Annotated in this window: 11 protein-coding genes; 9 read left to right on the top strand and 2 right to left on the bottom strand. The window is 73.4% G+C overall.

What is annotated here, in order from left to right; genetic code table 11:
* Window positions 1-22 precede the first annotated feature (22 nt).
* The 4 genes from CGE01nite_RS07545 to aspS all read left to right on the top strand — a co-directional run bounded on the left by CGE01nite_RS07545 (window position 23) and on the right by aspS (window position 5,263).
* Entirely contained in the window at window positions 23-745 is a 723-nt protein-coding gene (locus CGE01nite_RS07545) for an MBL fold metallo-hydrolase (RefSeq protein ID WP_048343375.1), read from the top strand.
* Window positions 746-790: 45 nt separating this feature from the next.
* Window positions 791-2,161 carry a histidine--tRNA ligase gene (gene hisS, locus CGE01nite_RS07540; protein WP_141370022.1) on the top strand — a complete coding sequence of 457 codons (1,371 nt, stop codon included), beginning with the start codon at window positions 791-793 and terminating at the stop codon, window positions 2,159-2,161.
* A 92-nt stretch (window positions 2,162-2,253) separates the two neighbouring features.
* Window positions 2,254-3,357, top strand: coding sequence for an Rv2578c family radical SAM protein (locus CGE01nite_RS07535; RefSeq protein ID WP_141370019.1), 1,104 nt, complete (start codon window positions 2,254-2,256; stop codon window positions 3,355-3,357).
* 115 nt (window positions 3,358-3,472) lie between these two features.
* Window positions 3,473-5,263 carry an aspartate--tRNA ligase gene (gene aspS, locus CGE01nite_RS07530; RefSeq protein WP_141370017.1) on the top strand — a complete coding sequence of 597 codons (1,791 nt, stop codon included), beginning with the start codon at window positions 3,473-3,475 and terminating at the stop codon, window positions 5,261-5,263.
* Between the two features lie 110 nt (window positions 5,264-5,373).
* On the opposite strand, the gene CGE01nite_RS07525 is transcribed toward aspS, so the two are convergent.
* The gene (locus tag CGE01nite_RS07525; RefSeq protein WP_048343371.1) at window positions 5,374-5,712 is read right to left on the bottom strand and encodes a hypothetical protein; all 339 of its coding nucleotides are present in this window, start codon (window positions 5,710-5,712) and stop codon (window positions 5,374-5,376) included.
* A 1-nt stretch (window position 5,713) separates the two neighbouring features.
* On the bottom strand, window positions 5,714-7,948 hold the full coding sequence (locus CGE01nite_RS07520) for an MMPL family transporter (RefSeq protein ID WP_229747558.1): 2,235 nt from the start codon (window positions 7,946-7,948) through the stop codon (window positions 5,714-5,716).
* Between the two features lie 139 nt (window positions 7,949-8,087).
* Here CGE01nite_RS07520 and CGE01nite_RS07515 point away from each other — a divergent pair, with 139 nt between their 5' ends.
* The 5 genes from CGE01nite_RS07515 (at window position 8,088) to alaS (ending at window position 14,079) form a co-directional block, all read left to right on the top strand.
* A complete protein-coding gene (locus tag CGE01nite_RS07515) occupies window positions 8,088-9,461 on the top strand; it encodes a replication-associated recombination protein A (protein WP_141370013.1) in 1,374 nt (457 codons plus the stop codon).
* 274 nt (window positions 9,462-9,735) lie between these two features.
* Window positions 9,736-10,362: a 30S ribosomal protein S4 gene (gene rpsD / locus CGE01nite_RS07510; RefSeq protein ID WP_053071682.1), complete on the top strand. Its 627-nt coding sequence runs from the start codon at window positions 9,736-9,738 to the stop codon at window positions 10,360-10,362.
* Between the two features lie 181 nt (window positions 10,363-10,543).
* Entirely contained in the window at window positions 10,544-10,912 is a 369-nt protein-coding gene (locus CGE01nite_RS07505) for a DUF948 domain-containing protein (protein WP_048343368.1), read from the top strand.
* Entirely contained in the window at window positions 10,909-11,286 is a 378-nt protein-coding gene (locus CGE01nite_RS07500; protein ID WP_255318485.1) for a hypothetical protein, read from the top strand. Before CGE01nite_RS07505 ends, CGE01nite_RS07500 begins: the two co-directional genes overlap by 4 nt.
* Window positions 11,287-11,382: 96 nt before the next feature.
* Window positions 11,383-14,079, top strand: coding sequence for an alanine--tRNA ligase (gene alaS, locus CGE01nite_RS07495; RefSeq protein WP_141370011.1), 2,697 nt, complete (start codon window positions 11,383-11,385; stop codon window positions 14,077-14,079).
* Window position 14,080: the final 1 nt, after the last annotated feature.

Here is a 14,080-nt window from a genome sequence, read left to right as displayed (position 1 = left end):
GGGGCGCCGATAGCCTTCGAGCGTGGACGTGCTGACGGTGATCTCTGCGGTGTTCGGTGCACGCTCGAGCGTGCTCGTGGCGGACGACGGCGCCTGCGTCGTGGTGGACGCGGGCGCGCTGGTCGCGGACGCGGTGGTCGCCGCGGTGGGGGAGCGTGGCCTGCACCCGCGCGCGGTCGTGCTGACGCACGGGCACGTCGACCACACCTGGGGCGCCGCGGAGCTCTCCCGTCGCCTCGAGGTGCCCGTGCACGTGCACGCACGCGACGCGTACCGGCTCGCTGACCCGTTCGGGACGCTCGGCGTGCTGGGAGGCGCCCCGCACGACCCGTCCGGGCCGCTCGCCCAGGCGCTCGCCGCAGCGGGAGTGGACCCGTCGTCGTACACGCCGCCGCAGGACGTGCGCACGTTCGGCACCTCCCGGGCCGACGAGAGCGCGCCCGAGCGCGACGACGACGTCGCACTCGGGCTCGAGGGCTTCGACCTCGTCGCACGGCACGCGCCCGGTCACACGGAGGGTTCGACGCTCTACCTCACCGAGGGCCTCGCCTTCACGGGCGACGTCCTGTTCGCCGGCACGGTCGGTCGCACCGACCTGCCGGGAGGCGACCCGCAGGTCATGGAGCGCACCCTGCGGGAGGTCGTCGCGCGCCTCGACCCGGCCACCCACGTCGTCCCAGGTCACGGTCCGACGAGCGTGATCGCCCAGGAGCTCGCGACGAACCCGTTCCTCGCGCATCGCTGAGACGGCACGACGAGCACGGCCTCGTCGTCTGGGAAGATCGTGCACATGGCGCGACCGACACCCCTGTCCGGATTCCCCGAGTGGCTCCCCGAGGGCCGCATCGTCGAGCAGCACGTGCTCGACGTGCTGCGGCGCACGTTCGAGCTGCACGGCTTCGCGGGGATCGAGACGCGCGCCGTCGAGCCGCTCGACCAGCTGCTGCGCAAGGGGGAGACCTCCAAGGAGGTCTACGTGCTGCGGCGGCTGCAGGAGGAGCCGGACGCGACCCCGGACCGCGCCGGCCAGCTGGGCCTGCACTTCGACCTCACGGTCCCGTTCGCGCGGTACGTTCTCGAGAACGCCGGTCACCTCGCGTTCCCGTTCCGGCGCTACCAGATCCAGAAGGTGTGGCGCGGCGAGCGGCCCCAGGACGGCCGGTTCCGGGAGTTCGTGCAGGCGGACATCGACGTGGTGGGCGCGGGTGCTCTGCCCTACCACTACGAGGTCGAGCTGCCGCTCGTCATGGCCGAGGCGCTCACCACCCTGCAGGAGATCGGGCTGCCTCCCGTGCGCATCCTGGTCAACAACCGCAAGGTCGCGGAGGGCTTCTACCGTGGCCTGGGCCTGACTGACGTCGAGGCGGTGCTGCGCAGCATCGACAAGCTCGACAAGATCGGTCCGGACGCCGTCGCCGAGCTGGTGGTCGCCGAGGCGGGCGCCACGCCCGAGCAGGCGCAGGCGTGCCTGCGGCTGGCGGCGATCAGCGGGACCGACGAGGACGTCGTCGACCGGGTGCTCCAGCTCGCGGTCGAGGTGGGTGCGCAGCACGAGCTGCTGGACGAGGGGCTGGGCGAGCTCGGCCAGCTCGTGCGCGCCGCGCAGGACCGCGCGCCGGGCGTCGTCGTCGCCGACCTGAAGATCGCGCGCGGCCTGGACTACTACACGGGCTCGGTGTACGAGACCGTGCTCGTCGGGCACGAGCAGCTCGGCTCGATCTGCTCGGGCGGGCGGTACGACACGCTCGCGTCCGACGGGGCGAACAGCTACCCCGGCGTCGGGCTGTCGATCGGCGTCTCGCGGCTCGTCTCGCGGCTGCTGGGGGCGGGGCTCGTCCGCGCGACCCGGTCGGTGCCGTCGGCGGTGCTCGTCGCCGTCTCGTCGGAGGAGGACCGGCACCGCTCCGACGCGGTGGCGACCGCGCTGCGGGCGCGTGGCATCCCCGTCGAGGTCGCGCCCTCCGCGGCGAAGTTCGGCAAGCAGATCAAGCACGCGGACCGTCGTGGCATCCCGTTCGTCTGGTTCCCGGGTCCCGCGGACGCGGGCGGTACCGCGGACGAGGTCAAGGACATCCGGTCGGGCGAGCAGGCACCCGCGGACGCGGCGACCTGGGCGCCTCCGGCGGAGGACCTCTTCCCGCGCGTGGTCGCCGCCGGCTGACGCGCGACCACGCCCGCCCGGGCCCGGCGAACGGTCCCGGTGGCGCGGGCGCAACCCTTGCACGCCGTGCGTACATGTGTTCGAATCGTGGCGTGCGGTGGGACGGGCAGAAGATCGAGGCCGACGAGGGTGCGCTCCCGGGGCTGGAGCTGCCCGGGCTCGTGCGCACCGTGCGGACGCCCGAGTTCGCCGGCGTGACGTTCCACGAGGTCCGGGCCCGTTCCGCGCTCTCGCGCGTCCCGGACGCGTCCCAGGTCCCGTTCCGCTGGACCGTGAACCCGATGCGCGGCTGCCTGCACCGGTGCGTCTACTGCTTCGCCCGGGGCACGCACCGCTACCTCGAGCTCGACGCGGGCCGCGACTTCGACACCCAGATCGTCGTCAAGACGAACGTGGCCGAGGTGCTGCGCAGCGAGCTCGCGAAGCCGTCCTGGGGACGCGAGCACGTGGCCCTCGGCACGAACACCGACCCGTACCAACGGGCCGAGGGTCGCTACCGCCTGATGCCGGACGTGATCGACGCCCTCGCGGGGGCCGCGACTTCGCTGTCGATCCTCACCAAGGGCACGCTGCTGCGCCGGGACCTGCCGCTGCTCGAGGCTGCGGCGCGCGAGGTCCCGGTCTCGCTCGCGGTCTCGATCGCCGTGCTCGACGACGAGCTGCAGCAGAGCCTCGAGCCGGGGACGCCCACGGCCAAGGCCCGGCTCGACCTCGTCCGGGCCATCCGGGACGCGGGGCTGCCCGTGCACGTCATGGTGGCGCCCGTCCTGCCGTGGCTCACCGACTCGACGGACCACCTGGAGCGGCTGTTCGCGGCGGTGGCCGAGGCAGGCGCGGGGCGGGCGTCCGTGCTGCCGCTGCACCTGCGCCCCGGTGCGCGCGAGTGGTTCCTGTCGTGGCTCGGCCGGGAGCGACCCGACCTCGTCGCGGGCTACGGCCGGGTGTACGGCAGCGGTTCCTACGCGCACGGCGAGTACCGCGCCTGGCTCAGCGCGCGTGCCCGACCGTTGCTGGCGAAGCACGGGCTCGACCCGGATGCCCACGGCCGCCGCGCCCACGACCAGCGTGCCCAGGAGGACCAGCAGCGGCGCGCCGGGGGCCCGCGGCACCGGGACGGGGCAGGCCTGAGGTGGGGCAAGCGGTCCGTGGCCGCCGCGCACGCGGCCGCCGCGGAGGTGCAACCGAGCCTGTTCTAGGGCCGGTCGGGGCGGTGGCGCACGGACGCGCGCGGCCGTCGGACGTCGTGACCGCGCCGAACTATGATCGTCACGGCGCCCGTCCGGGCGTGATCCCCGACCTGAAGGACCTTCCGTGCTGCGCACCCACACCGCCGGCTCGCTGCGGGCCGAGCACATCGGCACCACCGTCACGCTCACGGGCTGGGTGGACCGCCGGCGCGATCACGGCGGCGTCGCGTTCGTGGACCTGCGTGACGCGTCGGGCGTCGCGCAGGTCGTGATCCGTGACGAGGCGGTGGCGCACGGCCTGCGCTCCGAGTACGTCCTGCAGGTCACGGGCGAGGTCGGTCGTCGTCCCGAGGGCAACGAGAACGCGAACCTCGCGACGGGCGAGATCGAGGTCGTCGCGTCCGAGGTCGTCGTGCTCAACGAGTCGGCGCCGCTGCCGTTCCAGGTCTCGTCGTCGCTCGACGAGCAGGTCGGCGAGGAGACGCGACTCAAGTACCGCTACCTCGACCTGCGCCGGCCTGCCCCGGCGCGCGCCATCAAGCTGCGCTCGAAGGTCAGCCAGGCCGCGCGCGCGGTGCTCGACGCGCACGACTTCGTCGAGGTCGAGACGCCGACCCTCACGCGATCGACGCCCGAGGGCGCGCGCGACTTCCTGGTGCCCGCGCGGCTCTCGCCGGGCAGCTGGTACGCGCTGCCGCAGTCGCCCCAGCTCTTCAAGCAGCTCCTCATGGTCGCCGGGCTCGAGCGGTACTACCAGATCGCGCGCTGCTACCGCGACGAGGACTTCCGCGCGGACCGCCAGCCCGAGTTCACGCAGCTCGACGTCGAGATGAGCTTCGTCGAGCAGGACGACGTCATCGCCCTCGCCGAGGAGGTACTCGTCGCGCTGTGGCGCCTGGTCGACGTCGAGATCCCGACGCCGATCCAGCGCATGACCTTCGCCGACGCGATGGCCCGCTACGGCACGGACAAGCCCGACCTGCGGTTCGGGCTCGAGCTCGTCGACCTGACCGCGTACTTCGCGAGCACGCCGTTCCGCGTGTTCCAGGCGCCCTACGTCGGCGCCGTGGTGCAGCCGGGCGGTGCGGACACGCCGCGTCGCGGGTTCGACGCCTGGCAGGAGTGGGCCAAGCAGCGCGGGGCCAAGGGCCTCGCGTACGTGACGGTGGGCGAGGACGGCGAGCTCGGCGGCCCCGTCGCCAAGAACATCACCGAGGACGAGCGCGTAGGCCTGGCCGCGGCCACGGGCGCCCAGCCGGGCGACGCGATCTTCTTCGCCGCGGGCAAGCAGTCCGAGGCCCGTGCGCTGCTCGGTGCCGCGCGGCTCGAGATCGGTCGTCGCGGCGGCCTGATCGACGAGGACGAGTGGTCGTTCGTGTGGGTCGTCGACGCGCCGCTGTTCAAGCCCACGGGCGAGGACGACGACGTCGCGGTCGGCGAGGGCGCCTGGACCGCGGTGCACCACGCGTTCACGTCGCCGACCCCGGAGTGGATCGACCGGTTCGAGGAGAGCCCGGGCGAGGCGCTCGCGTACGCCTACGACATCGTGTGCAACGGCAACGAGATCGGTGGCGGCTCGATCCGTATCCACCGTCGCGACGTGCAGCAGCGCGTCTTCGAGGTCATGGGCATCGGCGAGGAGGAGGCGCAGGAGAAGTTCGGCTTCCTGCTCGACGCCTTCCAGTTCGGTGCGCCGCCCCACGGGGGGATCGCGTTCGGATGGGACCGCATCGTCGCGCTGCTGACCGCCTCGGAGTCGATCCGTGAGGTCATCGCGTTCCCGAAGTCGGGTGGCGGCTACGACCCGCTCACGCAGGCGCCGGCGCCGATCACGGCCGCGCAGCGGCGTGAGGCGGGCGTCGACGCCAAGCCCAAGGAGGCCAAGCCGGCTCCGGAGGCCGCCCCGGCGTCCTGAGGCCCGCGACCGCCCCAACGTCCCGACCAGCTGCCGGCCCGGCGGCGTCCCGACCTCGCCTCGCGGTCGGCACACCGCCGGACCGTCGCGCTGCCCACGGCGGCCGTGGCTCACCACCTGACGGGCGGGGGCTCCTCGCGCTCGTCGTCGAACGACGCGTGCCGGCGGGGCTCGGCGGGCTCGACGGGTGGCAGGTCGAACCGGCCTGCGCGCGACTCGCGGACCCACCACCATGAGCGGACGGCGGCCGCCACGATCACCACGGTGGCAAGCGCGCTGAAGAACCACGGGGCAGCCAGGTCTGCCGTGTCGTCACTCGCCGTGGTGGCGGTCCTGACGAGCCAGCGGACGCAGCCGACCGACCACAGGGTGAGGACCACCGCGACGGCGATCCGGGCGGCCCTGGGCGCGCCGCGGTAGGTGGCGGTGCGGCTGCGGTCACGCCTCATGTCAGTGGGTCAGGCCGATGCGGTCGTGGACGCGCGTGGCCCAGCGGGGCGCCCACCAGTTGAGGTCCCCGAGGACCGTCATCGTCGCGGGGACCAGCAGCAGCCGCACGATCGTCGCGTCGATCAGCACCGCGACGGCGAGCGCGAACCCGACCTCCTTGATCACCAGGAGCTGGCCGGCGACGAAGCCGCCGAACACGATGATGAGGATCGCCGCGGCGGACGTGATGATCCGTCCGGAGCGCTGCAGGCCGATGCGGATCGCCTCGAGCGTGGGCCGGCCCTCGTCGTGCAGCTCCTTGATGCGCGACAGGAGGAACACCTCGTAGTCCATCGCGAGGCCGAACCCGAAGGCGACGACGAGCGCGAGCACGTACGTCTCGATGCCCCCGGTCGAGACGAACCCGAGCAGGCGCTCGAGGTGGCCGTCCTGGAAGGCCAGGACCAGCACGCCGAGCGACGCCGCGAGCGACAGCAGGTTGGTCACGAGCGCCTTGACGGGCAGCACGAACGAGCCCGTCATGAGGAAGAGCAGCAGCAGGGTCGCCAGGCCCACGATCGCCGCGGCGAGCGGCGCGCCGTCCTCGAGCGCGGCGACGAAGTCGATCTGGAACGCGGCCTGACCGGTGACCCATGTCGGGAACGCGGGGTCGAGCCCGCGGATCTCCTCGACCACGTCGCGCGCGACCGGACCGCCTCCGTCGTCCGTGTCCGGCCGGACGCCGATGACGACGTACGCGCCGGCCGCGCTCGGCGGGTCGACCGAGGCGACGCCGTCCAGCGTGGCGAGCTCGTCGGCCCAGGCGGTGCCCTCGGCCAGCGAGGTCTCGGCGACGACGGTCACCGCCGGTGCGGTCGCCGCGGGGTACTCGCGCGCGAGCGTCTCGACGAACTGGCGCTGCGTGCTCCCCGGCGGCAGCAGGCCGGTCGTCGAGCTGCGCAGCTCGAGGTGGAGCAGCGGGGTGGCGAGCAGGGCGAGCAGCGCGACCGAGCCGGCCAGCACCCACCACGGGCGTCGCTGCACGCGGCCGGCCAGGTGCGAGAACGCGCCCTCCTGCGACTGCGTGTCCATGGTCCTGGCGAGGACGGCGCGCACGCCCGGGACCCGCGCGAGCACGCCCGGACGCAGGAGGCGTCGACCCGCGAGCGTGAGCAGCGCGGGCACGAGCGTGAGTGCCGTGGCGACGGCGATGAGGACGACCGCGCACCCGGCGGCGCCGATGGCGCGCAGGATCTGCGGGCTGAACACGAGCAGCGAGGCGATCGCCACGGCCACCGTCACGGCCGAGAAGGCGACCGTCCTCCCCGCGGTGGCCATCGTGCGCTCGATCGCGGTCGCGACCGCGCCGTCACCGCGCCGCCGCCGCGCCGCCCGGCCGCCGTCGTCGTCCACCACCTGATGCAGCTCCTCGCGGAACCGGGAGACGATGAGGAGCCCGTAGTCGATCGAGAGGCCGAGCCCGAGCACCGTGACGACGTTGATCACGGACGAGTCGACGTCCATGAGGTAGCTCAGGCCGAGCACGGTCGCCAGACCGCCGGCGATCGAGGCGAGCGCGCCGGCCATCGGCATCGCGGCGGCGAGGAACCCGCCGAACACGAGCACCATCGCGATCAGCGCGATCGGGAGCGTCAGCGCCTCGCCCGTACGCAGGTCCTGCTTCACCTGCGACGTGATCTCGTCGACGATCAGCCGCGTCCCGCCGACGATGCCCGTGACGTCGGGTGCGGCGTCGCGCAGGTCGTCCGGTACGGCGTCCAGCCGCGCGGCGACCGCGCCGATCGCCGTGTCCCGCGCCTGCGGGGTCAGGGTGGCGTCGAGGTCGACGACGACGAGGAACCCGTCACCGCCGGTCGAGACGAGGGGCGCCGCGGCCGGGTTCGCCACGCCGTCCGGCAGCGCGAGCGGGTCGATGACCGACGCCACGCCGGGGATCGCCGCGAGCTCCTGGCGGGAGTCGGCGAGGGCGGTGCCGACGGCGGGGTCGCTCGGGTCGACGTCGGACAGGACGAGCGTGAGCGAGGCGCCGCCGTCCTGCGACCGGTAGAGCAGGTCGCGACCTTCCACGCTCTCGGAACCCGGAACCGTGGGCTCGCCAGTCGCGACCCGTTGGAACACGGACTCGCCGTGCACGCCGAGCCCGGCGAGCGCGTAGGCGAGGACGGCGAGCACCGCCCACACGACGACGACGGTGCGGGGGCGATGCGCGACGATGCGGCCGAGTCGAGCGAACACCGGGTCATCGTCGCAGGTCCGCGCGCGGCGCACGGGGCGGGACGCGCGCGGGTTGTGGACGGGCACGGGGTCCGGCCGTCCCGCGCGCCCGTCAGCCCGCGGATCCGGGGAAGTCGGCGGCGCGACGTACGCTGCGCGCATGGACCTGTTCGACGCGGTGACGTCGACGACCGCGGGCGTCCCGGCGCCGACGGCGGGTGCGCCGCTCGCGGTGCGCATGCGCCCGCGCTCGCTCGACGAGGTGGCCGGCCACGGGCACCTGCTGGTGCCCGGCTCGCCGCTGCGCCGGCTGGTCGAGCCCGCGGGGGACTCCGAGCGTCGGGCTGCGCCGTCGTCCGTGGTCCTGTGGGGCCCGCCCGGTACAGGCAAGACGACCCTGGCCTACCTCGTGGCTTCGTCGTCGGGGCGCCGGTTCGTCGAGCTGTCGGCGGTCACGGCCGGGGTCAAGGACGTCCGGCAGATCGTCGACGACGCGCGGCGGCGTCTCGCGACGGGCGACGGCGAGACCGTGCTGTTCATCGACGAGGTGCACCGCTTCACCAAGGCCCAGCAGGACGCGTTGCTGCCCAGCGTCGAGAACCGGTGGGTCACGCTCGTCGCCGCGACCACCGAGAACCCGTCGTTCTCGGTCAACTCCCCGCTGCTGTCCCGCTCGCTGCTGCTCACCCTGCAGCCGCTCGGCGTCGACGACGTGCGCGCCGTCGTGCGCCGCGCGGTGGCCGACGAACGTGGTCTCGGCGGCACCGTCGTGCTCGCGCAGGACGCCGAGGACCACCTGCTGCGGCTCGCGGGAGGCGACGCCCGCAAGGCGCTGACGATCCTCGAGGCCGCAGCGGGAGCCGCGCTCGCGGACGGCCCGTACGACGCCGCGGCCCCTGCGGTCGTGGACCTGACGACCGTCGAGCGTGCGATCGACGTCGCGGCGGTCCGCTACGACCGCGACGGGGACCAGCACTACGACGTGATCTCCGCCTTCATCAAGTCGGTGCGCGGCTCGGACGTCGACGCCGCGCTGCACTACCTCGCGCGGATGATCGCGGCGGGGGAGGACCCGCGGTTCATCGCACGACGCCTCGTGATCTCGGCCGCCGAGGACGTCGGCATGGCGGACCCCAGCGCGCTGCAGACCGCGGTCGCCGCCGCGCAGGCCGTGCAGCTCATCGGCATGCCCGAGGGTCGGCTCGTCCTTGCCGAGGCCGTGGTGCACCTCGCCACGGCGCCCAAGTCGAACGCGGCGTACGCAGGCATCAACCGCGCGCTGGCGGACGTGCAGGCGGGCCGCATCGGTTCCGTCCCGCCGCACCTGCGGGACACGCACTACGCGGGGGCCCAGCAGCACGGGCACGGCAAGGGCTACCTGTACGCGCACGACGAGCCGCACGCGGTGGCCGCGCAGCAGTACCTGCCCGACGAGCTCGTCGGGACGCGCTACTACGAGCCGTCGGACCGCGGTTTCGAGCGTCAGGTCACCGAGCGGCTCGACCGGATCCGCCAGATCCTCGACGGCGAGTGACCGTCCTGCCCGCGGGTGGCCGGGCGTGCGGGCGCTCGTCACAGCACGGGGATTCGGCTCTCGGGGTGGTCAGCAGGTAGAGTCGTCAGGTCGTGCGCGCCGCCACCTCGTGGTGGAGGGCGTCGCATCGGCCACCTGGGGCCCTAGCCAGGACCGGTCGTCAGCTTCGTGTCCGTTCGTCGGACGAGACCCGGTCCCTCGAAGGTCGGCCCCACGCCCACGGACGACCGTCCCGCAGGCGTGACGTCAAACGAACACGACAGGAAGTATCACTGTGAGCAGTGTGACCCGCTCGCGCCGCCAGGTCCGCCTGAGCCGCGCCCTCGGCCTGGCCCTGACGCCCAAGGCCGTCAAGCACTTCGAGAAGCGTCCCTACCCGCCCGGTGAGCACGGCCGCGCGCGCCGTCGCACCGAGTCGGACTACGCGGTCCGTCTGCGCGAGAAGCAGCGTCTGCGCGCCCAGTACGCGCTCCGCGAGAAGCAGCTCGCCCGTGCGTACCAGGACGCCCGCAAGGCCCCGGGCCTGACCGGTGAGGCGCTCGTCGAGATCCTCGAGACGCGTCTGGACGCGCTGGTCCTGCGTGCCGGCTTCGGCCGCACGATCCTGCAGGCGCGTCAGATCGTCGTGCACCGTCACATCCTCGTCGACGGCAAGATCGTCGACCGCCCCTCGTTCCGCGTGAAGCCGGGCCAGACCATCCAGGTCAAGCCGAAGAGCCAGGCGACCGTGCCGTTCCAGGTCGCCGCCGCCGGTGCGCACCGCGACGTGCTCCCCGCCGTCCCGGGCTACCTCGACGTGCAGCTCGAGAAGCTCTCGGCGGTCCTGGTCCGCGACCCGAAGCGCGCCGAGATCCCCGTGACCTGCGAGGTCCAGCTCGTCGTCGAGTACTACGCCCGCTGACGCAGCGCCTCACGTCACGGAACCCCGCCGCGCCACGTGCGCGGCGGGGTTCCGTCGTACCGGGGCCGTGTCGGGCCCGGTCCGGGCTCGCGTCCCGTTGGCCGCTCAGCGCGTGCGTGTGTGCGCGCAGGGCGCCGCGGTGCGCAGGTAGGGTGCAACAGTCATCGAGGAAGGACGTGGGATGTCGGTCGCAGATGTCGCGGGACTCATCGCGGCGATCGCTTTCGTGCTGCTCGTCGGGCTGCTCGCCGTCCCGCTGCTGAAGCTCGGCCGTGTCCTCGACGAGGCCCGTGACTCCGTCAAGGAGCTCACGGACCACACCGTGCCGGTGCTCGACGAGACCGCGCAGCTCGTGGCGTCGTCCAACGGTCAGCTCGACAACGTCGACAAGGTCACGACGGCCGCCGCCCAGGTGTCGCAGAACGTCTCGGCGCTCACCGCGCTGTTCGCGGCGACGGTCGGCGGGCCGATGATCAAGGTCGCGGCGTTCTCCTACGGCGTGCGGCGCGCGCTCGGCGGCCTGGCCGCCGGCGCGCGCAAGGGCCGATGATGCGTCGCCTGTTCTGGGTCGGCGTCGGGGTCGCCGTCACGGTCGTGGTCGTCCGCAACGGGCGCCGGATCGCCGAGGCGTACCTGCCGCAGGGCGCGACCGACGTGGTCGACGGCGCCACGCGCCTGACCCGTGCGGTCGGCACCGCGCGGTCGCAGTTCGCCGCGGGCTTCGCCGAGCGCGAGGCCCAGCTCACGCACGACCTCGTCGGCGAGGCGGACGTCGACGAGCTGAGGGCGCACCGCTCGCAGCACGTCGGTGAGCTCCGGGACGCGCTCGGCTCGCGCCGTGCTCGCCCGGACCGCGCAGCACCGGCCGACTGGGCCGGCCCGCTCGACGACCCCGACGACGACGGCGAAGCCGCCTTCTTCTAGACCGCACCTTCCGGCCCGACCTGACCGGCGCGCCCGCGTGCCGGCACCCGCCCGGCCCCGGGCACCCACGACCCATCGAGAACCACCGAGGACACCATGCGTACCGCCGAGATCCGCCAGCGCTGGCTCGACTACTTCTCCGCGCGCGGCCACGCCGTCGTGCCGTCGGCCCCGCTCATCTCGCCGGACCCGTCGACGCTGTTCGTGATCGCGGGCATGGTCCCGTTCATCCCGTACATGCTCGGCGAGCAGACGCCGCCGTGGCCCCGCGCGACGAGCGTGCAGAAGTGCGTGCGCACGCTCGACATCGAAGAGGTCGGCAAGACCACGCGCCACGGCACGTTCTTCCAGATGAACGGCAACTTCTCCTTCGGCGACTACTTCAAGGAGGGGGCGATCACCTACGCCTGGGAGCTCATCACGAGCAGCCAGGCGGACGGCGGGTACGGCTTCGACCCCGACACGATCTGGGTCACCGTCTTCCACGACGACGACGAGGCGGTCCAGCTCTGGAAGCGCATCGCGGGCCTGCCCGACGAGCGGATCCAACGCCGCGGCATGCGCGACAACTTCTGGTCCACGGGCGCGCGCGGGCCCGCGGGGCCCTGCTCGGAGATCTACGTGGACCGCGGCCCGCAGTACGGCGCCGAGGGCGGCCCGGTGGTCGACGAGGACCGGTACCTCGAGATCTGGAACCTCGTGTTCATGCAGTACGAGCGCGACAACGGCGGGACGAAGGACGCGTTCCCGATCCTGGGTGACCTCAAGCAGAAGAACATCGACACCGGCATGGGGCTCGAGCGCGTGGCCTACCTGATGCAGGGCGTCGACAACATGTACGAGATCGACGAGGTCCGTCCGGTGATCGACGGCGCCGTCGAGCTCTCGGGCAAGCGCTACGGCGCCGACCACGACGACGACGTGCGCATGCGCGTCGTGGCCGACCACGTGCGGTCGGGACTCATGCTCATGAGCGACGGCGTCACGCCGTCCAACGAGGGCCGCGGCTACGTGCTGCGCCGCCTGCTGCGCCGCTCGATCCGTGCGATGCGCCTGCTGGGCGTCGAGGACCCCGCGCTGCCGGTCCTGCTGCCGCTGAGCCGCGACGCGATGAGCGCGTCCTACCCGGAGCTCACGCGCGACTTCGAGCGGCTCAGCACGGTCGCGTACGCCGAGGAGGAGGCGTTCCGTCGCACGCTCGCGTCCGGGACGACGATCCTCGACACGGCCGTCGCCGGCGCGAAGGCCGCGGCGCGCACCACGCCCGACGCGCGACCCGTGCTCTCGGGTGCGGACGCGTTCCAGCTGCACGACACGTACGGCTTCCCGATCGACCTCACGCTCGAGATGGCGGAGGAGCACGGGGTCGACGTCGACCGCGAGGCGTTCAAGACGCTCATGTCCGAGCAGCGCTCGCGCGCCCGTGCTGACGCGCTCGCGAAGCGCGCCGGGCACGCCGACGTCGCCGCGTACCAGGACCTGCACGCGACGCTGTCGGAGTCGGAGGCCAAGCCGGTCACGTTCGTCGGCTACACCGACGCGCAGGCGCGCTCCAAGGTCGTCGGCCTTCTGGTCGACGGTGTGCCGTCGCCCGTGGCGACCGCACCGGCGGACGTCGAGGTGGTCCTCGACGTGACGCCGTTCTACGCCGAGGCCGGCGGCCAGCAGGCGGACACGGGCACGATCGTGCTCGACAACGGCGCGCGCATCGAGGTCGACGACGTGCAGGCGCCGATCAAGGGCCTGTCCGTGCACCACGGTCGGCTCGTCGACGGCACGGTGACACTGGGTGAGCCCGGCACCGCGGCGATCGACACGGGCCGACGGCAGGCGATCGCCCGCGCGCACACCGCGACGCACCTGGTGCACAAGGCGCTCCACGAGTCGCTCGGCCAGACCGCGACGCAGGCCGGTTCGCTCAACGCGCCCAGCCGCCTGCGCTTCGACTTCCGCTCGCCGTCGGCCACGCCCGCCGAGGTCGTCGGCGAGATCGAGGCGCGGGTCAACGAGCGCCTGCAGGACGACCTCGAGGTGACCGACTCGGTGATGCAGATCGACGAGGCGCGCGCGATGGGTGCGATGGCGCTGTTCGGCGAGAAGTACGGCAACGAGGTGCGCGTCGTCTCGATCGGCGGCGACTGGTCGCTCGAGCTCTGCGCGGGGACGCACGTCAAGCGCTCCGGGGAGCTCGGCCTGGTGACCCTGCTCTCGGAGTCGGCGATCGGCTCGGGCGTGCGCCGCGTCGACGCGCTCGTGGGTGCGGGTGCGTACGGCTACCAGGCCAAGGAGCGCGCGCTGGTCGGGCAGCTGTCCGGCCTGCTGGGCGCGCGACCCGACGAGCTCGCCGAGCGCGTCTCGGGGCTCATGACCAAGCTCAAGGAGTCCGAGAAGGAGCTGGCCGCGCTGCGCCAGGCCCAGGTGCTCGCACTGGCGGGCTCGCTCGCGGATGCCGCGCAGCAGGTCGGGGTCACGCGCGTCGTCACGTTCGACGCGGGGGAGCAGTCGCCCGACGACCTGCGCACACTGGTGCTCGACGTGCGCTCACGCCTCGGCGACTCGGCTCCGTCCGTCGTCGCCGTGGGCGGAGTCGCCAAGGGCCGTCCCGTCGTCGTGGTCGCCACCAACGCCGCGGCGCGCGAGGCCGGGCTCAAGGCCGGCGCGCTCGTGCGGTCCGCGTCGCAGGTGCTCGGCGGCGGTGGCGGCGGCAAGGACGACCTGGCCCAGGGCGGCGGCACGGACGCGGGCCGGCTCGCCGACGCGCTTGCCGCCGTGCGGGCCGCGGTCCAGGGCTGAC

Source organism: Cellulomonas gelida (assembly GCF_006538725.1).
GTDB lineage: Bacteria > Actinomycetota > Actinomycetes > Actinomycetales > Cellulomonadaceae > Cellulomonas > Cellulomonas gelida.
This window is presented reverse-complemented; position numbering and strand designations above follow the sequence as displayed.